Below are 19,873 nucleotides of genomic sequence, written 5' to 3' on the forward strand. Positions count from 1 at the left end.
TTGAATACGAAGAAATCATTTGATTTCAGTAATCTATGTTTCAAATGTTACTAAATGACTTATGTAGATTTACACCGTTTTAATTTACTTTTACTTTGGTTTAATAGGAGATTAACAATCTTCCTTTATAGTAAACCTTATCGTCATATTAAATTGAATGGTGGAGGTTATTCGGATGCTTAAAAATAAAATAACAAAAAAGCTAATTCCTGTCTGTGTTGTATCTACTCTTGCATTAGGTGGTTTAGCTGCAACAATTACCAATACTAACGTACAAGCTGCAGAAAATGAAAGAAACAATGATAACAGGGAAATTAAAAATGTTATTTTCTTGATCGGCGATGGGATGGGTTCAACCTATACTTCCGGTTATCGTTATTTTAAAGATGATTCGTCAACGGATGCTGTTGAAAGAACAGTATTCGATAAGTACCTCGTTGGACAACAAATGACTTATCCGGAAGATCCAACACAAAACGTTACAGATTCTGCTTCCGCGGCAACAGCAATGTCTGCTGGTGTAAAAACCTATAACGCTGCAATTGGGGTAGATAACGATAAATCAAAAGTTAAAACCGTGTTAGAGGCCGCAAAAGAAAAGGGTAAAGCAACTGGCCTTGTTGCTACATCTGAAATTACCCATGCAACACCAGCTTCATTTGGTGCTCACGATGAAAACCGTAAGAATATGAATGCTATTGCTGATGACTACTATGATGAATTAGTTAATGGCAAACATAAAATTGATGTCCTTCTGGGTGGGGGTTCCTCAAATTTCGTTCGCCCTGATCGAGATCTTACGGAAGAATTCCAAAAATCCGGATTTAGTTATGTAACTAATAAAGAGCAGCTTTCAAAGGATGAAAATGGACAGGTTCTTGGATTGTTTGCATCTGGTGGTCTTCCTAAAATGATTGATCGTACTGAAGAAGTTCCCTCTCTTCAAGATATGACAACATCAGCAATTCAACGTTTAAGCAAGGACAAAGATGGCTTTTTCTTAATGGTCGAAGGAAGCCAGGTAGACTGGGCTGGACATGATAATGATATTGTTGGTGCAATGAGTGAAATGGAAGACTTTGAAAAAGCGGCTAAGGCTGCAATTGAGTATGCTAAGAAGGACAAGCATACACTAGTTGTTATTACAGCTGATCATTCAACTGGCGGATATTCAATTGGTGCAGATGGAAATTATAACTGGTTCGGTCAACCATTAAAAGCGGCTAAGCGCACACCTGATTTTATGGCAGCTGAAATTGCAAAAGGTGCAGATGTTGAAAAAACATTAAAAACGTATATTGATCAAAAACTATTAGCATTAACAACCCAAGAAATCCAATCTGTTAAAGATGCTGCAACGACAAAAAAAGTCACTGATATTGACAATGCAATCGAAGAAATCTTTAATGAGCGTTCTCATACAGGTTGGACAACTGGCGGTCACACAGGTGAAGACGTACCCGTATATGCCTACGGACCTCACAAAGAACGATTTGTAGGCCAAATTGATAATACAGATCATGCTAAAATTCTCTTCGATTTGTTAGGTAAAACAAAAAAATAAATAACAGATATTATCGAAAAAGCCCGTTGCTAAGGCGGCGGGTTTTTATTATGCAGAATTTTGAGGAGGATTCCTATGAAAAAATTATCATTTTTCTTGATTCTTCTATTAGTTCTTACGGGCTGTTCATCAGTAAATAACACCGAGAATAAAGCTGGAGATCAAGTCAAAACAATCGACCAAACTCAAAAAAACCTAAATGTAAAAAAAGATGTATATGTGCCGAATCCGCAAATAACGGATGACATTAATCTTGTGACAGTTGGAGAAACCGTTACCGATGACAAAGGAGAACTGACACTAAAATCTTATAAACGTATAAATAAAGCAGTTAATATAGGCGGAATTGAAATGGTTTTAAAAGAAGTGAAGTTGATGCATTTTGTTCCGGATTACAGCATGATTGACTTTTTTCATTCCTATACACATGAAGAAGAGTTTGATTTTTTAAAAGTAGAAATTGAAGTTAAAAATACATCGGATGAAGACATGAAATTTACACCAGTTGCTTTCGTTAAGACGAGTAATGGTGAGTTGAAAACTTGGGAAGATGATATTTTTCTCGAAGAATTGAATGGAGAAATACAAAGCAATAATGTTAAAAAAGGTAATATGGGTTTCATTTTAGAAAACACAAATGACATTAAATCAATTGAAATTCTAACAAGTGATGTTCTTAATAACGTGGACGAAAGTATTGAAAAAGCGAAAACTATAAAAGAGGATATCTAATTCTTAGTATTAATAATACGAAAAAGCAGCTTTCTTCACTTGTGGAGGAAACTGCTTTTTCGATTTAGTTATGTCCTCCGACTCCTGCCACTCCATAAACAAGATATGTCATCCTAAAACCTATTATTGAATTAAGTATCTAATGAAAAGCTGAAAAGAAGGATATGCTACAAGGTGAATTGTTTGAATTTTTCTCGAATTTAGAATTAAAATGGCTCAAAGGAGGAGTATCCAACATGACCAAATTCCGAATAGAACGAGATTCCATTGGGGAAATTCAAGTACCCGTCGATAAAATGTGGGGTGCACAGACTCAACGTAGTAAAGAGAATTTTGCGATTGGCACCGAACTGATGCCTACTGAATTAATTCATGCATTTGCCGTCCTAAAAAAAGCAGCGGCAAAAGTAAATTTTGATTTAGGCACCTTGAGTGAAGGGAAGATGCAGGCGATTTCTCAGGCTGCTTCAGAAATTCGTGAAGGCAAATGGGATGAACATTTTCCGTTAGTCGTTTGGCAGACCGGGAGCGGTACACAATCCAATATGAACGTGAATGAAGTAATAGCCCATCGGGGGAATCAATTACTGAAGGAATCTGGGAGTGAAGAAATACTTCATCCGAATGATGATGTGAATAAATCGCAAAGCTCGAATGACACGTTCCCTACGGCGATGCATATTGCGGCAGTAGAAGTCGTGCAGACAATGTTATTACCTGAGCTTGCTCGTTTAAAACAAACCTTTGAAAAACAGGAAAACGATTTTAAAGATATCATCAAAATTGGCAGAACACATTTGCAGGATGCCACTCCGTTGACGTTAGGTCAGGAAATCAGTGGGTGGAAGCACATGGTGGTTAAGAGCGAAGAAATGATCCGTGAAAGTCTTGTTCATGTGGGGGAACTTGCTATTGGAGGGACAGCAGTCGGAACTGGTATTAACGCACATGCTGAATTCGGGGAACGTGTGGCAAAAGAAGTAACTGCGAAAACTGGGTTGCCGTTCGTTTCATCTGCAAATAAATTCCACGCTTTGACCAGTCATGATCAGTTGGTATATACGCATGGAGCACTTAAAGCGCTTGCTGCAGATTTGATGAAGATTGCCAATGACGTTCGTTGGCTGGCTAGTGGACCACGAAGCGGAATAGGTGAAATAACGATTCCAGCGAATGAACCAGGAAGTTCAATAATGCCCGGGAAAGTAAATCCTACACAAAGTGAAGCGTTGACAATGGTTGCAACCCAAATCATGGGCAATGATGCGACCATTGGTTTCGCGGCAAGCCAAGGGAACTTTGAATTGAATGTGTTTAAACCCGTCATTTTCTATAACTTTATGCAATCCGTGCGATTACTGAGTGACAGTGTGCGTAGTTTCCATGACCACTGTGTCGTAGGTATCCAACCGAATGTGGAGCAACTTTCACATCACGTAAGCAATTCATTGATGCTGGTAACGGCTCTAAATCCGCATATTGGATATGAGAATGCAGCGAAAATTGCTACGAAGGCACATGAATCTGGCAGTACATTAAAAGAGGCAGCGCTGCAAAGTGGTTTACTGACAGAAGAAGAGTTTGATCTGATTGTCGACCCTTCGAAAATGATTCGATAATAAAGATAGGGTCCCCTACATCTAAGAATGAAAGGGATTCTATTTTATTTGTGGGCCAAAAGTTATATTTTAATTCATAATGTGATCCAAAACTGAACTTTTTACGTTAGCTCCTGTAAATGACTGAAGGGAGGTGAATGACGACGTGCAAAAACGAATGATGCAAATTGCCGTACTTTTCGGTGTGTTAAGTTTTCCATCGTTTGCTTCCGCAGATGGTGGACTGCTTGGATCGACTTTGAGTCAACCGACGGAAATTGTAAATACGGTGACTGACGAGGTTGCCAACACAACTTCCCAAGTCGAAAAAGCACTGCCGATTAAGACAGAACAAGAAGAATCACTTCAACCAGTAACAGAGATTGTAAATAACGTTACCGAAACAACTCAAAAAGTAACAAAAGCGGTGAAAAGTGAAGAGCCAATCGTGGAAGTGAAAGACTCCACATCTCCTTCAGTTAAAGTTAATACAGGTGTGGTTGAGGCAAAAGTTTCACAAACACCTAAAGTGAAGGTTGATACAAGCATTGCTAAGGTGGAAGTGGCTGATACGGTTAAAGTTGACACGGAAGTGGTACAAGCTGAAGTGGAACGTGACCCGCAAATTTCTGTAAAAACCCCTGTAGTAGATGTGGAAAGTTCGGTACCTACTCAATCGACGGATAAAGAAATTCGTGTAACCCCAGTTCCAGAAACTGAAGTTACTGAACTACCAGTTGAAAAATTGAAACAAGAGGTACCACTGGTTATGAAGAATAAGAAAGAAATTGTTAAACCGGATATTTCCAAACAGCTAATTATAGATGAAGAGCAAGATGACGCGTTAAATGAAACGTCACGTAATGAACGCTCATTAAACGTCGAGACTGATAAACCCAAAAATGCTCTACCCATACCAATGAAAGTGCCAATCAATTACGAGCAAGTGCAAGCGACACCAACTTTCCAGTCGGGTCCTTCTACTCTATCGAATTCGAGTCTCACAATGGGTAGTATGACGTTTGCTGTGTTGGATGGATATGATGTATCAAATCAAAATGGGACGATGGCTTACTTTGGAAAGACCAGACTCTTCTTTGATCAGTGGTTAAATGCACCACCGTCACAACCACCTCAACAATCTCCTTTGAAGATAAGTAGAATATAAAAAAACTTATACTAAAAGGAGAGAATACACATGAAAAACGTATTAAGAACTTTAACTATTACAGGTGGATTAGCAGCAAGTCTATTAATCGGGGCAGGTGCTACATCTGCAGCAGAAAATGATTCTTTATTGAACCTGAATGATGGTTTAGTTGAGAATTTGAACATTCTCGATTCGAATGAAGACAACAACGTTGAGATTAACACTCAGAATGATGCATCTTCAGATGTAAACGTGGAATCAACAGAGGAATCGTTTACTTCAAATGTGGATGCTAACTCAGAAGGTTCTATCGATGCAGTTGTTGAAGGCGAAGATGAATCTGCAGCAGTAAACGCTGAAGGTGACGCTGGCGTAATGAATGAAACAGTCGTTGATGAAGAAAACGGTACCGTAACATCGACAACAGAAGCGGCAACTGAAGGAGCAATCGGAGCTGAAGTTGAAGGCGAAGAAGAATCCGCAGCAGTAAACGCTGAAGGTGACGCTGGTGTGATGAATGAAACAATCGTTGATGAAGAAAACGATACAGTCACATCGACAACAGAAGCGGCAACTGAAGGAGCAATCGGAGCTGAAGTTCAAGGCGAAGATGAATCTGCAGCAGTAAACGCTGAAGGTGACGCTGGTGTGATGAATGAAACAATCGTTGATGAAGAAAACGATACCGTAACATCTACAACAGAAGCGGCAACTGAAGGAGCAATCGAAGCTGAAGTTGAAGGCGAAGAAGAATCTGCAGCAGTAAACGCTGAAGGTGACGCTGGTGTGATGAATGAAACAGTCGTTGATGAAGAAAACGATTCAACTACATCGACAACTGAAGGAAATATTGATGCTGGTTTAAACTCAGTGTTTGAAAATGAAGAGAATTCTACTTTCTTAAATGCTGATAACAACACTTCATTCGTAAACGTTATTGAAACAAATGAGGAAAATGATTCATCATCTTTTGCACTTGGAACTGAGTCTGTAACAAACTTAGGTTTAGGTTCTGAAGATAATGAAAACGAAGAATCTGCAAAAGTTATGGCCGCTGTATCTGCATTAATTGAAGCGCAAAGAACAGAAGACTCTTCTCGTTTAGGAACTGAAGTAGATGTAGCATCTATGGTAGGTTTGGATTCAGAAGATGAAAACTCTTTCTCTTCAATGTTAGATGCAACTGCTGGCCTTTGGGTACAATCAACACATGAAGATGACAACAATTCAAGCGAATTAGGATTAGATCTTGGTCTTGGATTTGCTTCAATGACAGAAACACTTAATCAATAAGGTAAAATGAGAAAAGACTGAGCCCCTAGGGGTTCAGTCTTTTTTGAAATGAGGCTGAGCGATGGCTCAGTTGTAAAAAATGAACTCTTAGTAGGAAAAAAAGCGAGCTTTGTTGTAAAAAAGAGTATCTTAGTTGTAAAAATGAAGCTTTAAGTTGTAATAGTTAAAAAATGGGAAATCAAAAGAGAGTTTTTCAATCTACAAGCTTCTGACATTACTTTGAAAGTCTATTAGCTTCCTCTGACACCACGAAGGCAAGATCATCGTTACCGAACATTTGTAGAATCTCGATGAGTGTACCGGAATCAATGTCCAAATCCATGGGTTCATTGTTCTCGATGGTGGATTTCAACGTTTCATTGGCACCTTGGGATGGGTATGCTTTTTGATATAAAGATATTGAGTCAATCTCATGGTTTTGACACCATTGGACAAATAATTGAATCATGACTTGCTCGTCTTCTTGATATTTTTGGATGATGTATTCTGTCATGGTTTTTTGATCCATTGTTTCAAATCTCCTTTAGAACTCTACTAATCTGTGTCTATATCGTACCACGCCATAGTGTGGCAAGCACCTAAACAGACAATCTGACAACTATCAGCATGACAATTAAAATAAATACTAGTCTTAATGGAAACGAGGAGAAACGGATGGAACAAATAATAGTGGATTCACTAGTGCTTGACCCGAAAATATTGGATCACCAGCACTTGCAAGACATGATGGAACTTCAACAACTTACGAAAAAACAGATGGATTCTGAAGATACGCTGCAACCATTATCGAGAGATGAATTTAAATATATCTTAAGCGGAAATGGGCTTCTACTTGGCTTGTTTGACGGGCGACAACTGGTCGCATTCCGTGCGTTACTGGTGCCGTTTATTGATGGTGAACACTTAGGGATGGATGCGGGGCTTTCATTAGAGGCATTAAGTCGTGTCGTTTATCAGGAACTATCGATTGTTCACCCAGCCTACCGTGGAAAAGGTCTTCAACTTAAAATGGGGGAGGTCCTTATGGCCAATATCGATCGTTCTCGATTTGATTATGTATGCGCAACCGTCGCACCGTTAAACATCCCAAGTCTGAAGGATAAATTCGCCCTAGGTCTCCACATTGTTGCCTTGAAACACAAATACGGTGGCAAACTTCGCTATGTATTTTTGAAAACACTCAAGGATGAGAAGGTGGAATATAGCCACTCAGATGATGAAAAATTGATTCCAATGACCGACACATTGATGCAGCAGCAAATGTTGAAAGAAGGATATGTAGGTGTCGGCATGAGTCCGTTAAGTGATGAATGGCATGTGCAATACCAGCGGAAAGTTTAATGGCAAGAGAAAAGCACTCCCAAAAGGAAGTGCTTACTTAAACCAGCCTTTTTCTTTGAATCTAGAAATGGCTTCTATTCGATTGCTTACGTCCAGCTTGTCTAAGATGACGGAAATGTAGTTTCTGACCGTCCCAGTTGTAATGTATAGCTGACTCGCAATCTCTTTTGTGTTTTTTCCGTCTGCGATTAATTCAAGTACTTGATGCTCGCGTTCCGTTAAAGGATTTTCGTCTCCACTATAAGCAAGGTCGATCAGTTCCGGTGCGTATACACGACGTCCTTCCATAATGCTGCGAATAGAATTGGCCAGATCTTCGCTCGGGCTATCTTTCAGGAGATAGCCCATGACATTGGCTTTCCGCGCACGTTCAAAGTAACCTGAACGGGCAAAAGTAGTAAGAATGATTACTTTACAGTCATGTTCCTTCAGTTCCTCCGCAGCGTCCAAACCCGTTTTAGAAGGCATTTCAATGTCCATTATGACCACATCAGGATTTAATTGGTGCACCAAGGAGATGACTTCTTCTCCATTATGTGCTTTTCCGACAACCTCCATGTCATCCTCCAAATCGAGTAAAGAACCAAGAGCTCCCAGTAACATGCGTTGATCTTCAGCAATGACAATACGAATCATGAATTTTCCTCCTCAACCGATTGTAAGATGACGTGTGGAATCCGGATATTAAGGGTCGTACCATCATTACCCGAAATTTCAAAGCTTCCGTTGACGAATTCCAGGCGTTCTTTCATGCCAATTAAGCCATTGCCATCTGAAAATTGTGCATCTCCTTCAAATCCAATCCCATTATCTTGAACTTGAAGAAACAATTCAGTTTGGGTTTGTTTAATTAAGACGTGACAAAACGTGGCTTGACTATGCTTAACGACATTGGTGACTGCTTCTTTCAAACACATACCTAAGACATTTTCAACGAGTAAAGGTGTATCTTTTAGAACGGAATTCCCTTTTACACGGAAGTCGATTTCTGCTGCTTTTAAAATCTGCTGGACACGTATAAGTTCATCTACGAGTTTACCCGAACGCATATTGGAAACAAGTTCACGGACTTCTTTTAACGCAATACGAGCCGTGTGATTGATATCAAAAAGCTCATTTTTAGCACGTTTCGGATCTTTATCAATCACTTTGCTGGCCAAGTCACTCTTTAAGCCGATTAAAGATAGCTTTTGGCCCAATGTATCGTGTAAATCACGAGCAATCCGCTGGCGTTCCTGCATGACAAGCAATTGAGAAATACGTTTATTTGCATCTTCCAACTGACCTTCGAGTTTTTCCTGTTTATTACGGTTGTACGAATTGAAAGGCAATAAGATCACACCGATGACGCCAATTAGTATGAACGGGAATTGAGAGACGAGTAAGTCATATTGAGTGAAGAATCCAATACTGACAGACGCCATGGTTGTAACGAGATGGACCACATACATCGTGATGAAACCGGCTTTATTGCGGATGTTGCCGATAAAAAATGCCAGGAACAACGAAAAATAGAGATAGCCAAACAATATAATTAACGTGATGCTGATGGCAATTTGAAAGGCAATCCACACATACATACGCCATCCTTTTGAAATGAACGATTGGCGGTACGTTAAAAAGAAACCTACAACTAGTAATAGTCCTAAGAAGCTTTCCGATGGGGAGTACGATTTAAATATATAAAATAACGGCAAAATACAAAAAATAATCCATATGTAAATACTGACGTATGGGTTTTTAGGGAAAATTTGATACCAGCTTTGCATAAAACCCTCCATAAATTAGGTGTTTTTGTTATGAGTTAAGTATAACAGACAGAAAAACCATTCCATATGCGGAATGGTTTTTCAGCTATACTAATTATTTTCCTTGAATACTTGAACGTTTTGTTTGCAGTTGTTGCATTGTAGAATTCTTTGTATCGTTCAGTAAATGTTTGATTTCGTTAAAGCTGACAAACGTTTTTTTCGTTTCGTCATATAAACGGAAGCGGATCGATTGTAAACTTGTTTTTAACGTAATCGTCGTTGCCTTGTGTAGTGGTGGTGTCGATTCATGAGCTTGTTCCAACAAGTAGTTAGGTACTCGTGGGCTTAAATGATGAACATGGTGATAACCGATATTACCAGTTAACCATTGCAGAACTTTAGGCAATTTGTAGAACGAACTGCCATCCACTGCTGCTTTAACATAATCCCATTGGTCTTCATCTTCAAAATAAGAATCTTCAAATTGATGTTGTACATAGAACAACCAGATCCCAAAAGATCCTGCAACAATCAAGATTGTACCTTGAATGATTGCGAACGCCTGGATGCCAACTAACCAAATCATAAATGCATACAATGCAACGATTGCCACATTAATAAAGTAAGTATTGTTACGTTCTTTTTTACGAGCATCTTTACGGTTAAAACGGTTTGATACTAAGTACAAGAATAATGGTCCTAAACCGAACATCACTAGTGGATTACGGTATAGACGGTATGCCAAACGACGACCTGGTGATGCTTCAAGATATTCATTAACCGTCATTACCCAAACATCACCTGTTCCGCGTTTGTCTAAGTTACTGCTCGTTGCATGGTGAATTGAATGATCACGTTTCCATTTTTCATAAGCGAACAAAGTCAGAATGCCAGTAATGGTTCCTAAGATGGCATTGGCCTTCTTGCTCTTAAAGAAAGAACCGTGTGTACAGTCATGGAAAATGATAAAGATTCGAACGATGAATCCTGAAGCAATCACTGCTAGAGCGATTGTTAAGAAAATCGATACGTCTAAACTCAAATATGCTAAGTACCATAAAATGAAAAATGGGGGAATCGTATTTACAATTTGTTTGATACTTGCTGACATATCAGACTTCTCAAACGGCGCCACTTGCTTGCGTAACTGCATTGTTTTTTCTTTACTCATAGCGTCCTCCTGGAAAAAATGTATTTTAATTTTTCGTTAAAAAACTTGTTACCTTAAGAATAGGGATTAGGAGCAGATAATAAAAGTCATAAACGTCAAGTGATTGGTATGACAAATATCATATAGGTCGTGATGATTAGAGAAATTGTGATTCATTCATATTTTTTGCGGACGTGTTTAAAAAATGCATAAATTAACGAATTTTCTATGTGAAATTACCTGTTAAATGTATTGATTTCACTCCGCTACGCAAGAGCCAAAAGCATTTTGTGCAACCTGGAGTTCGGTTATGTCTACCTGGCATGCCCTTAAATAAGAAAAAGACCATAAATATGCTAAAGTAAGACGAAGAAGTTTTGACAGGAGTGTTTAATGTTGACTAAATTACTGGACAAAAAAAGTGTAATTAACTTAATAGATAAGGAAGCAGATATTATTATACCGATTGCGAATGGTGAGCCGATTCAGTTGCTCGATCTATTGGAAGAGCATGCAAGCGAACTTAGTGGTGTGAAAATTCATCAAATGTTGGCATTGCATCCCCGAAAGTATATTTTAGGGGAAATGCCTGGTCAGCTTTCGCATGTATCGTACTTTTTAAGTGGTGCTACCCGCAAAACGTATCAGCAAGCCAAAATGGAATTAGTGCCAAACAATTTTCATGAGGTGCCGAGAATGCTTTCGAAAGTAACGAAAATGTCGATGATTTTTTCAGTTGCTTCTCCTATGGACGAGCATGGATATTTTTCACTTGGGACTCAAGCTGATTATGTAGCGGAGTTTATTGGTAAAGTTCCATTCATTTTGGAAGTAAACCGAAATATGCCCCGTACATTTGGACTCAATCAAATTCATGTAAGTCAGATTGCCGGTTATGTTGAACACGATACGCCATTGGCCGAAGAAGTGGTTCCGGAAATCGGAGAAAAAGATATGCGCATCGCTGAAAAAGTAGCTGCGGATATTCAGGACGGTGATACCCTTCAAATTGGGATAGGATCAGTTCCGAATGCGGTAATGAGTTTATTGAAAAATCACCGCAACTTAGGAATCCATACGGAAATGCTGCCAGATGGGATTGTGGATTTGGTCGAATCTGGCGCAATTGATGGGACGAAAAAGTTCACGAACAAAGGAAAGATTGTTGCGACATTTGCGTATGGAACGAAGCGTTTATATGATTTTATCAACAACAATCCATCGGTAGAGTTTTTACCTGTAAGTGTGGTGAATGATCCGCGTGAAATCGCCAAAGAAGAAAATATCGTATCCATCAATGCTACTACTGAGGTTGATTTATATGGGCAATGTGCTTCGGAAACGGTTGGTGGAAAATACTATTCTTCAAGTGGCGGGCAAATTGATTTTGCAAGAGGCGTTCGTTTTGCGAATAACGGCAAAGGTTTCATTTGTATGCATTCCACTGCCAAGAACGATTCCATTTCGAGAATCAAGTTGGATTTAACCCCAGGTTCGGTTGTCACGACCGGAAAAAATGATGTCGACAATGTGGTCACAGAATACGGAATCGCCCGATTGCATGGTCGTTCAATCAGTGACCGGGCTAAACAATTAATCAGTATTGCACATCCAAAATTCAGAGCTGAACTGACTGCTCAGGCCATCGAACGAGGAATTATTAATTAAATTCAAAAAGCGCCAGACCTTTAGAGAGCAACTCGAACCTCTAAGGGTCTGGCGTTTTTTGAAAGATAAGAAAGTATATAATTTTCATTTCCCTAAATTCAGTGGTTGAGGTATTTTGCGCAAAAAGATCATTAATATTGTTGATTTCCGTTTCAGGCGGACGCTTTCCGCGGGGCGGGAGGTGAGCCTCCTCAGGCCAACAGGATGTTGGTCACAAAGGCGTTGTCATACGATGTGGCGTTCTTAGCCTTTGTTCATTTTCGCAATCTGCGGGGTCTCACCTGTCCCGCTAATCCCGCTGGAGTCGCCGCCTTCCACTACAATCCATGAAGTGAGTGTAATCAACAAGAAGATCTGTCAATAACGAATTGCTAAGACACGAATAAATGATTCTAAGTTAAGTTAGAGATAGAACCAATCTGTTACCGTAGTTGCCATCTAGAATAGTTGATTGAAGCGCAGGTGGCGACTTCTGCGGGATTAGCAGATGTTTTCTGCACCGAAAGCGAAGCGGCAGGTGCATGAGCTGAAGGCCCCGCAGGAAAGAAGCTGGCCAATAGCCAGTATCTTTGCGACGAGTAACCGCAGGAGCACATGTTTTTGCAGTGACGAGGAGACTGAAGCCATGCCCGCGAAAAGCGTCCACCGTAGCGGAAATCAATAGATTTCTATGGTTACATTTCAAAAGGACCGGGGAGAATAGCTTAAGCTGTAGACCCCTGTAGGTAGCTGAAGCCGAGCCGAGAAAGCGAAGTGGCGAACCCTGCTAATTTTTTGTGAGTGTCAAATAATCATGGGCTAAAAACTAATCGAATGGAAAATAATATTGAAAACTGTATTTATTATGAGACATATGAAGGAGGTTATCTAAAAGGATTGTCGAATTCTATATCCTATATAAAACTAAAGATACAGACATTTAATGAAAGAGACCTTTAATGTGGCAAATCATACAGATGGGAGATTTATCTTTATGAAAAATCAGCTCACCCTTATCGTTGCCGCAAAGTGGCAGCAATATTTGAACGAACGTAAGTATGAGGAATTGCTTAAGCTGACGAAAGCAAACATTGAGGTAGTTGATGATAATCAAGGATCAAATTTCGGACATAAAGCTTTGCTGGATTGCATTAATCGGACGGGTCTTACTTTATTGACAGTAAACAGTTATGTTAATGAGGAAAAATTGATTTTAAAACATCGAAGAATTTGGAAGAGTGAAGATGGAGAGAATATAAAAGAAGCACTTGTATATTCGTATATCAAGATGAATAACGGCAAAGTTGCATACATCCAGTGTTTTAATGATTCAGAAGAGGCTGAGAAGGCCAGTGGGATTTCAATTCCAAATTGAAACCAAAGTTATCTTTTGACCGTATACAGAAGTTATAAGGTTAATGGGAATGCAAGATAACGTAACTAATGAAATAGAGGTGAATGTATGGATAATTTAATAGGGTTAATTGCCGTCGTTATGGTATTTTCAATTCCACTTACAGCCATAATTTTGGGGCATCTTCGAGGTAGTCAAAAGTTGAGAGCGAAAATGCTGAAAGATGAATTGGAACTGGAAAAATTGAGAGGTCAAAACTTTATCGCAGAAACAGAGAAAATGCGTCTTGAATTAGAGAAATTGACCTTAGATTTCAAGAAAACGGAAGATCCTGTTCTGATTGAGCTTCAAAAAGACAAAATACACGTTTAATCATAAAAAAAGTCGCAAGCTGAAACGAATCAGCTTGCGGCTTTTTGTTTTTAATAAAGTTTACCTTGTTTGTATAAAACAGTCGATAAACGCGTTACCGAGTGAATGTAACAGTTTTGACGGAGCGGGAATGGGTCGCCAAAATATTGTGGAAGGATGATGTCCATGGTGTTCTTCATTTTTTCAAGCAATTGGGTGTGGACTTGTTCTTCTGTATAGAATTGCGTCTCGCGTCCCTGCAACCATTCCAGGTAAGAAACAATTACTCCTCCGGCATTCGCTAAAATGTCAGGAATGATGACAACACCTTTTTCGCTTAAATAATCATCAGCTTCTTTAGTAGTTGGTGCATTTGCGCCTTCGACGATGATACGAGCTTTAATTTGTTCCTTATTTTGATCTGTCAGCTGATTTTCAAGCGCCGCAAGGAATAATACATCCACGTTCATTGTTAAAATTTCTTCCCGAGAACGAATTTCAGCACTTACATTTATTTCTTTCAATTGTTCAGGGGTTGTAGGTAAATCCCCTCGATTAGTGGCTGTAAAGTTCACGAGTGCAGGTATATCCAATCCGTCTGCATTGAATAATGTAACGTTGCGGTCGCTTACCGCTACGACTTTGTTTTGGATATGCTGGCAACGGAATGCCTCCAGGGCTGTCACTGAACCTACATTTCCAAATCCTTGTACAGCGACATTTAACGGTCGATCCACGTACTCTACCGCAGTCTTGGCAAAAGGATTGGATGATGCGGCAAGTGTTTCTTCGTTTGGTTTTACATAGTCATTTAATAAGTAACGGAAAGTGAAGTAGACGCCTTTACCGGTCGCTTCACGTCTCCCTAAAGACCCGCCGTTGACAACGCTTTTCCCTGTAAAACTTCCAAGGTAAGGTTGACCTTGATTGATTTTTTTGTATTCAGCCATCATCCAGTCCATTTCACGCTCTCCTGAGCCGACATCCGGTGCGGGAATATCTTTGTCCGGACCTAGGACATTGTTGAAATAGCGGACGTACTTAATGCAAATACGTTGCAGCTCCCGTTCGGTAAAGGCTTTGGGATCAATGATGATTCCACCTTTACCGCCTCCAAAGGGAACGTTGTGCAAGGCATTTTTTAACGTCATCAAAAAGGCTAAGTTCACGACTTCTTCTTCGTTTACGGACTCATGAAAACGAATGCCGCCCTTGTATGGACCCAGTGCATCATTATGATGGACACGGTAAGAGGGAATGCGTATAACTTCGCCTTCTTCCAGTGGGATCCGCAGAAATGATTTATGTATTTGATTCGGTGTTGATAGGATTGCGCTGAGTGAAGTGAAGGCGGTTTTTCGCATATCGCCTTTTAATTCAGGCAGAAACGTTTCGTTTTCCAATAAGGCATTCAATGATTGTTGAACAATCGTTCTTGTTTGTTCTTCCATGTGTGAAGCACCTCCGAATAGAATTTCGTTCTAGTTTTATTTATACCCTACGAGATTGTGGATAAAACGGATAAAACCCATCAGCAGGACTGATGGGCTTTCCCGAAGAAGTGTGAATTTATCGGATAGGTGGCTGAGAGAATGCCCGGCCACTTTTAGGGAATGCTGTTAATGAAAAACGTTTTTGTTCTTTAAGTTTATTAGTGAAGGCGGTTCAGTTTTTCCTTTTGTTGGTTTAACTGATCCTGAAGGGAGCTAATCGGGTCTGATTGCCCTTGGTTTTTCAACGCATTTTCAACCGCTCGATCCGCACGCTCAAGCATTTCATGTGCTTGGTGGATGAATTGCTCAGATGGGTTCGTTAATGCTTGTCCTACCGCCATACTGGCGTTCTCGATGGAATTAGTCAATTGACCAATGATTGTATCTTCTTTCCAACTCATTTGAGTATGATCTTCCATTGAAAGTCCTCCTTAAATTCAACTAATAAATAAATTAATTAATCCATCTTACTATGGCAATATTTGCTCGAATTATTCATTAAAAGGATAAATATAAAAAACCGGGCAAATAGATGCCCGGTCCTTAAGAAGAGTATACATTGCAACCTGTTGATTTTCGCGGGCGTGGATTCAGTCTCCTCGTCACTACAAAAACATGTGCTCCTGCGGTTACTCGTCGCAAAGAGACTGGCTTTTGGCCAGCATGCTCCTGCGGTTACTCGTCGCAAAGATAATGGCTCTTGGCCAGCATCTTTCCTGCGTCGACTTGATCTACCACATAGTTGGCTTTATCACCATTAATGCGAGCATAAGTACTAATAAAATAATATAAATCCACGTAGCTTTACGAAGCTTCTTAATTAAAAAAACACGGTCAGCTTCATTGTCATCAAATTTCTTGAGTGTACTTGAAAATGCACGGGCAAGAAAGAAAATGGAAACTACCATCAGTGCAATCGTCATCACGATCCATGGAGTATGCCATGGCCATGGTCCGAAGATTACGAGTAAAACGCCGGAGCCGACAAGGACATGCCCAGCATGTTTGATGAGACGAACGACTGAACGGAAAATAGAGATATGCGTCTGATCAAGCAGGCGGTCACTTTCTTGCATTTTCCTTAGAACGGCAAATAATACAAACAAGGGACCAACTGACAAGACCGCACTTAAAACATGGATGAAGACGATGTAAATGTAATAATCATTCATGGCTTAAGCGTTTACCGGTGAAAATTCATGAACCCAGACAGTCATTGTCGGCAACCAAGGCATTCTAGGATGATAAGACAAAATGGATTGTTTGTATTCTTCTACAGTTTGAAAACCTTCATGACGGGCATGTTCGTCAGTTAATTCACCCAATGTCTGGATGTATACATTGTTGATGATGAATGACTGTCCTTTTAACTCCATGATTTCTCCGATATCAGCATATCGTCCGTTACGACGCGTTGCTGTTTTTTCTCCATTAAGCACTTTTTCAATATCTGATTCCATTGTAATTAAGCGTTCGATTGAACACGTCTTTGGTGGTAAATTAGTTTGATCTGAATGGGTCATGTAATTCCGCCTTCTTCTATAAGTTAGTTTAATTTCTTTAATGGGTATCTTGAGAATAAAGTATACCTTTTCTAAGTGTACACCTTAAAAAGAGTTTGGACTATGAGTTGCAGTAATTAAGGAGGTTTCTAAATGGTCGAAAATACAAATGAAACAGTATTGGCAACGAGAACGGTGAATTACATAGAAAAATTGGCTGGTACACACCCAGGCTATCGTCGAGCGCATGCCAAGGGTGTATTATTTCAAGCAACCTTCACGCCGACGGGCAAGGCATCCCACTATACTAAGGCCGCTCATTTAACCAGAAATGAGGTTTCAGCGATTGTTCGCTTTTCAAACAGCTCTCCTAACCCTGCGACAGCAGATGCCCTTGCTGCTGTAAAAGGAATGTCTGTACAATTTCAATTACCTGAAGGAGACATCCATAGCTTAGTGGGAATCACTTTGCCGATTTTCGTCACGAAGTCACCTCAGACCTTTTTTGACATGTTAAAGACGATCACGTCATTCAAAGAAGGTAAACCGGATTTTAAAGAGATGGTTAAACTATTTGCGACTTATCCGGAAAGTCGGGCTGCTTTTCAAATGATACGAAAACTCAAGCACACGAAGAGTTATGCAAAGGGTCGATATTACGCCGTGCATGCATTTTATTTGATTAATGAGGAAGGCGAGCGTACACCTGTGAAGTTTGAATGGGAACCGGAACTGGGAGTCGAAACTTTCACAGTGAAAGAATTGGCGACATTGCCTCCTGATTACCTGGAAGCCGAGCTTGCACAACGTTTAAAAACAGAGGAAGTGCGCTTCCGTCTACATATCGTAATAGGGGAAGAACACGATCCGACGGACGATCCGACGAAAGAATGGCCAAAAGAGCGGACGCGAATTGATGCCGGTGTATTAAGTATCCATGCAAAAGAAATGATCAAAGACGATACATTTATCTTTGATCCAACCATCTTACCCACAGGAATTGAATGTTCGGACGATGAAATTCTGCCATTTCGTAAAGATGCTTATGCAGTTTCTTATGAAAGACGAAGAAAAGGGCAGTGAGGGAAAAGTTATGCACGGATAAATGGTCAACTGTCCACAAAATGTGTATAGGTCGGCAATTTGGTCGGTTATCCACATGTGGATAATAATTGAAAAAATCATTGGACTTATTTAAGTGTTTTTCGTTAATTTTAAAGGGGTTGTCGCATACACTATTAATTGCCTACTTAATTAAACATAACAACATAAAGGAGACCGATCCAATATGAGTATTGTTGTAATATACGGGAGTACCCGGCCGGATGGAAATACAGAGCAATTAACTAAATATGCAATTGAAGGACTTGAAGTTGAACAAATTTATTTGCGTGATTATAAAATTGAACCAATTGAAGACCGCCGTCACTCTGAAGGTGGATTCTCGGATGTAGGTGATGATTACAACGGGATAGTCGAGCGGATGATGAAGCATGACACCTTCATTTTTGCGACACCAATTTATTGGTACAGTATGACAGGGACCATGAAAAACTTTATTGATCGATGGTCTCATACGATGCGGGATGAAAAATTCCCTGGTTTTAAAGATCAGCTTGGTACGAAAAAGGCTTATGTTATTGCGGTGGGTGGCGATAATCCACATGTAAAAGGCTTGCCTCTTATTCAACAATTCAACTACATTTTTGAATTTATGAGCATTTCTTTTGAAGGATATGTACTCGGAAAAGCGAGTCGTCCTGGTGATGTTTCCACGGATTCTCGGGCGCACTCGGCTGCCACAGCCATGAATCAAAAATTAAAGGAATAGTGTACTCATGAAAGTGTCAGGTATTTAAAGGAGTTGCAGGGAAGAAACTTATCCTGCGTATCCTGCAGATTCTTGGCGCTTTTTGTTGTTGAATCGTTCTAATTCACTAGTTTCTTGAATTTTCTATCTTTGATTCGTACGAAACTGAATTTTTATTGTATGATAAGAGGATTAAAACCTTTTGAATTGGTCATATCATAGGAATACATATGGATTGGAACGGGAGGAATCGAGGATGAGTGAGGCTGTCTTATTGCAACGTGAAGCCATGGATGTGTTAAAACAAACGAGTCGTACATTTTTCATTCCCATTAATTTTTTGGAACCGACACTGAGAAAAACGGTAGCGTCTGCTTATTTGTGCATGCGAGCGATTGATGAAATCGAAGATCATCCAGACATGCAGGCGGAAACGAAGCGTCAATTACTAACGTCAATAAGCGAAAGTATGAAGACGACATTTGATCCTGAAAAATACCGTGCGCTAATTCAGCCTTATCAAAACTTGCTTCCTGCTGTGACACAACGTCTCGGTGATTGGATTTTATTGTGTCCGCCGGATGTCGTTGAAAAAGTGAAAGAGTCAACTGCTGTTATGGCGGAAGGTATGGCAAAATGGGTGGACAAGGACTGGCGCATCAAGACTAAAGAAGATCTTGATGATTACACCTATTATGTAGCGGGTCTCGTAGGATGTATGCTGTCCGATTTATGGAAATGGCATGATAATACAGAAACTGATCGTGAAAAAGCGATTGCTTTTGGACGAGGGTTACAAGCTGTAAACATTCTGCGTAATCAAGACGAAGACTGGGAACGTGGCGTACGTTTCTTACCAGACGGCTGGGAACGGGAAGATTTATTTTTGTATGCTAAGCAGAACTTGGCGATGGGAAGCGACTATGTTAAAGATATTAATAATCGCGGAATCACGATGTTTTGTAAAGTGCCGCTTGCTTTGGCAAACAGTACGTTAAAAGCGATGAAAATAGGTCGTGAAAAAATCTCCCGTAAAGAAGTCGAATCGATTGTTGCCGAACTGGAAAATCAATATTAATGTATCCAAATAAAAAGTGCCGGAATCCAAGGTGAGTATCTCATACCTTTGGGTTCCGG

19 protein-coding genes and 1 pseudogene are annotated in these 19,873 nt (G+C 39.9%); 12 read left to right on the top strand and 8 right to left on the bottom strand.

Annotated features, from left to right (window positions below; all coding sequences use genetic code 11):
• Positions 1-307 precede the first annotated feature (307 nt).
• The 5 genes and pseudogenes from M9R32_RS13640 to M9R32_RS13660 all read left to right on the top strand — a co-directional run.
• Positions 308-1,572: pseudogene (locus M9R32_RS13640) on the top strand (alkaline phosphatase); the annotation flags it as partial.
• Positions 1,573-1,639: 67 nt separating this feature from the next.
• On the top strand, positions 1,640-2,296 hold the full coding sequence (locus M9R32_RS13645) for a DUF4352 domain-containing protein (protein WP_269927299.1): 657 nt from the start codon (positions 1,640-1,642) through the stop codon (positions 2,294-2,296).
• 236 nt (positions 2,297-2,532) lie between these two features.
• Positions 2,533-3,915, top strand: coding sequence for a class II fumarate hydratase (gene fumC / locus M9R32_RS13650; protein WP_269927300.1), 1,383 nt, complete (start codon positions 2,533-2,535; stop codon positions 3,913-3,915).
• Positions 3,916-4,060: 145 nt separating this feature from the next.
• Positions 4,061-5,062, top strand: coding sequence for a hypothetical protein (locus M9R32_RS13655; RefSeq protein WP_269927301.1), 1,002 nt, complete (start codon positions 4,061-4,063; stop codon positions 5,060-5,062).
• Between the two features lie 30 nt (positions 5,063-5,092).
• A complete protein-coding gene (locus tag M9R32_RS13660; protein ID WP_269927302.1) occupies positions 5,093-6,337 on the top strand; it encodes a hypothetical protein in 1,245 nt (414 codons plus the stop codon).
• A gap of 214 nt (positions 6,338-6,551) precedes the next feature.
• Here the strand turns inward: M9R32_RS13660 and M9R32_RS13665 are convergent, their stop codons facing one another.
• Positions 6,552-6,845, bottom strand: a complete 294-nt coding sequence (locus M9R32_RS13665; protein ID WP_269927303.1) for a hypothetical protein — start codon at positions 6,843-6,845, stop codon at positions 6,552-6,554.
• A 146-nt stretch (positions 6,846-6,991) separates the two neighbouring features.
• On the opposite strand from M9R32_RS13665, the gene M9R32_RS13670 reads away from it, so the two are divergent.
• Positions 6,992-7,678: a GNAT family N-acetyltransferase gene (locus M9R32_RS13670; RefSeq protein ID WP_269927304.1), complete on the top strand. Its 687-nt coding sequence runs from the start codon at positions 6,992-6,994 to the stop codon at positions 7,676-7,678.
• Positions 7,679-7,711: 33 nt separating this feature from the next.
• Here M9R32_RS13670 and M9R32_RS13675 read toward each other — a convergent pair whose 3' ends face one another.
• The 3 genes from M9R32_RS13675 to desA form a co-directional block, all read right to left on the bottom strand.
• Positions 7,712-8,314 (bottom strand): response regulator transcription factor, encoded by a 603-nt coding sequence (locus tag M9R32_RS13675; RefSeq protein ID WP_269927305.1) that lies wholly within the window; start codon positions 8,312-8,314, stop codon positions 7,712-7,714.
• Positions 8,311-9,447, bottom strand: a complete 1,137-nt coding sequence (locus tag M9R32_RS13680; protein WP_269927306.1) for a sensor histidine kinase — start codon at positions 9,445-9,447, stop codon at positions 8,311-8,313. Before M9R32_RS13680 ends, M9R32_RS13675 begins: the two co-directional genes overlap by 4 nt.
• 94 nt (positions 9,448-9,541) lie before the next feature.
• On the bottom strand, positions 9,542-10,600 hold the full coding sequence (gene desA, locus M9R32_RS13685; RefSeq protein ID WP_269927307.1) for a Delta(5) desaturase DesA: 1,059 nt from the start codon (positions 10,598-10,600) through the stop codon (positions 9,542-9,544).
• Between the two features lie 375 nt (positions 10,601-10,975).
• Here desA and M9R32_RS13690 point away from each other — a divergent pair, with 375 nt between their 5' ends.
• From M9R32_RS13690 to M9R32_RS13700, 3 genes are all read left to right on the top strand, one after another.
• Complete coding sequence (locus M9R32_RS13690; RefSeq protein ID WP_269927308.1) at positions 10,976-12,247, top strand: acetyl-CoA hydrolase/transferase family protein; 1,272 nt, start codon at positions 10,976-10,978, stop codon at positions 12,245-12,247.
• Positions 12,248-13,187: 940 nt separating this feature from the next.
• Positions 13,188-13,601: a hypothetical protein gene (locus tag M9R32_RS13695; RefSeq protein WP_269927309.1), complete on the top strand. Its 414-nt coding sequence runs from the start codon at positions 13,188-13,190 to the stop codon at positions 13,599-13,601.
• An 87-nt stretch (positions 13,602-13,688) separates the two neighbouring features.
• Positions 13,689-13,952: a hypothetical protein gene (locus M9R32_RS13700; RefSeq protein WP_269927310.1), complete on the top strand. Its 264-nt coding sequence runs from the start codon at positions 13,689-13,691 to the stop codon at positions 13,950-13,952.
• Between the two features lie 50 nt (positions 13,953-14,002).
• On the opposite strand, the gene M9R32_RS13705 is transcribed toward M9R32_RS13700, so the two are convergent.
• From M9R32_RS13705 to M9R32_RS13720, 4 genes are all read right to left on the bottom strand, one after another.
• Entirely contained in the window at positions 14,003-15,382 is a 1,380-nt protein-coding gene (locus tag M9R32_RS13705) for a Glu/Leu/Phe/Val family dehydrogenase (RefSeq protein WP_269927311.1), read from the bottom strand.
• Positions 15,383-15,582: 200 nt separating this feature from the next.
• Positions 15,583-15,843 carry a hypothetical protein gene (locus M9R32_RS13710; RefSeq protein ID WP_269927312.1) on the bottom strand — a complete coding sequence of 87 codons (261 nt, stop codon included), beginning with the start codon at positions 15,841-15,843 and terminating at the stop codon, positions 15,583-15,585.
• 312 nt (positions 15,844-16,155) lie between these two features.
• On the bottom strand, positions 16,156-16,596 hold the full coding sequence (locus M9R32_RS13715; RefSeq protein WP_269927313.1) for a DUF2269 family protein: 441 nt from the start codon (positions 16,594-16,596) through the stop codon (positions 16,156-16,158).
• 3 nt (positions 16,597-16,599) lie between these two features.
• On the bottom strand, positions 16,600-16,947 hold the full coding sequence (locus M9R32_RS13720) for an ASCH domain-containing protein (protein WP_269927314.1): 348 nt from the start codon (positions 16,945-16,947) through the stop codon (positions 16,600-16,602).
• Between the two features lie 132 nt (positions 16,948-17,079).
• Here M9R32_RS13720 and M9R32_RS13725 point away from each other — a divergent pair, with 132 nt between their 5' ends.
• From M9R32_RS13725 to M9R32_RS13735, 3 genes are all read left to right on the top strand, one after another.
• Entirely contained in the window at positions 17,080-18,009 is a 930-nt protein-coding gene (locus M9R32_RS13725; RefSeq protein ID WP_269927315.1) for a catalase family peroxidase, read from the top strand.
• A gap of 205 nt (positions 18,010-18,214) precedes the next feature.
• Positions 18,215-18,757, top strand: a complete 543-nt coding sequence (locus M9R32_RS13730; RefSeq protein WP_269927316.1) for a flavodoxin family protein — start codon at positions 18,215-18,217, stop codon at positions 18,755-18,757.
• Positions 18,758-18,992: 235 nt separating this feature from the next.
• A complete protein-coding gene (locus tag M9R32_RS13735) occupies positions 18,993-19,814 on the top strand; it encodes a phytoene/squalene synthase family protein (RefSeq protein WP_269927317.1) in 822 nt (273 codons plus the stop codon).
• Positions 19,815-19,873 lie beyond the last annotated feature (59 nt).

The sequence above is a fragment of the Paenisporosarcina quisquiliarum genome (assembly GCF_027563315.1).
In the GTDB taxonomy this organism is placed as follows: domain Bacteria; phylum Bacillota; class Bacilli; order Bacillales_A; family Planococcaceae; genus Paenisporosarcina; species Paenisporosarcina quisquiliarum.

What these genes read in the sequence shown, in the direction of transcription:
- desA (WP_269927307.1), bottom strand. Translation starts at nt 10,600, where the DNA reads ATGAGTAAAGAAAAAACAATGCAGTTACGCAAGCAAGTGGCGCCGTTT.
- M9R32_RS13665 (WP_269927303.1), bottom strand. Translation starts at nt 6,845, where the DNA reads ATGGATCAAAAAACCATGACAGAATACATCATCCAAAAATATCAAGAA.
- M9R32_RS13720 (WP_269927314.1), bottom strand. Translation starts at nt 16,947, where the DNA reads ATGACCCATTCAGATCAAACTAATTTACCACCAAAGACGTGTTCAATC.
- M9R32_RS13670 (WP_269927304.1), top strand. Translation starts at nt 6,992, where the DNA reads ATGGAACAAATAATAGTGGATTCACTAGTGCTTGACCCGAAAATATTG.
- M9R32_RS13715 (WP_269927313.1), bottom strand. Translation starts at nt 16,596, where the DNA reads ATGAATGATTATTACATTTACATCGTCTTCATCCATGTTTTAAGTGCG.
- M9R32_RS13710 (WP_269927312.1), bottom strand. Translation starts at nt 15,843, where the DNA reads ATGGAAGATCATACTCAAATGAGTTGGAAAGAAGATACAATCATTGGT.
- M9R32_RS13730 (WP_269927316.1), top strand. Translation starts at nt 18,215, where the DNA reads ATGAGTATTGTTGTAATATACGGGAGTACCCGGCCGGATGGAAATACA.
- M9R32_RS13680 (WP_269927306.1), bottom strand. Translation starts at nt 9,447, where the DNA reads ATGCAAAGCTGGTATCAAATTTTCCCTAAAAACCCATACGTCAGTATT.
- M9R32_RS13675 (WP_269927305.1), bottom strand. Translation starts at nt 8,314, where the DNA reads ATGATTCGTATTGTCATTGCTGAAGATCAACGCATGTTACTGGGAGCT.
- M9R32_RS13700 (WP_269927310.1), top strand. Translation starts at nt 13,689, where the DNA reads ATGGATAATTTAATAGGGTTAATTGCCGTCGTTATGGTATTTTCAATT.
- fumC (WP_269927300.1), top strand. Translation starts at nt 2,533, where the DNA reads ATGACCAAATTCCGAATAGAACGAGATTCCATTGGGGAAATTCAAGTA.
- M9R32_RS13735 (WP_269927317.1), top strand. Translation starts at nt 18,993, where the DNA reads ATGAGTGAGGCTGTCTTATTGCAACGTGAAGCCATGGATGTGTTAAAA.
- M9R32_RS13645 (WP_269927299.1), top strand. Translation starts at nt 1,640, where the DNA reads ATGAAAAAATTATCATTTTTCTTGATTCTTCTATTAGTTCTTACGGGC.
- M9R32_RS13660 (WP_269927302.1), top strand. Translation starts at nt 5,093, where the DNA reads ATGAAAAACGTATTAAGAACTTTAACTATTACAGGTGGATTAGCAGCA.
- M9R32_RS13725 (WP_269927315.1), top strand. Translation starts at nt 17,080, where the DNA reads ATGGTCGAAAATACAAATGAAACAGTATTGGCAACGAGAACGGTGAAT.
- M9R32_RS13705 (WP_269927311.1), bottom strand. Translation starts at nt 15,382, where the DNA reads ATGGAAGAACAAACAAGAACGATTGTTCAACAATCATTGAATGCCTTA.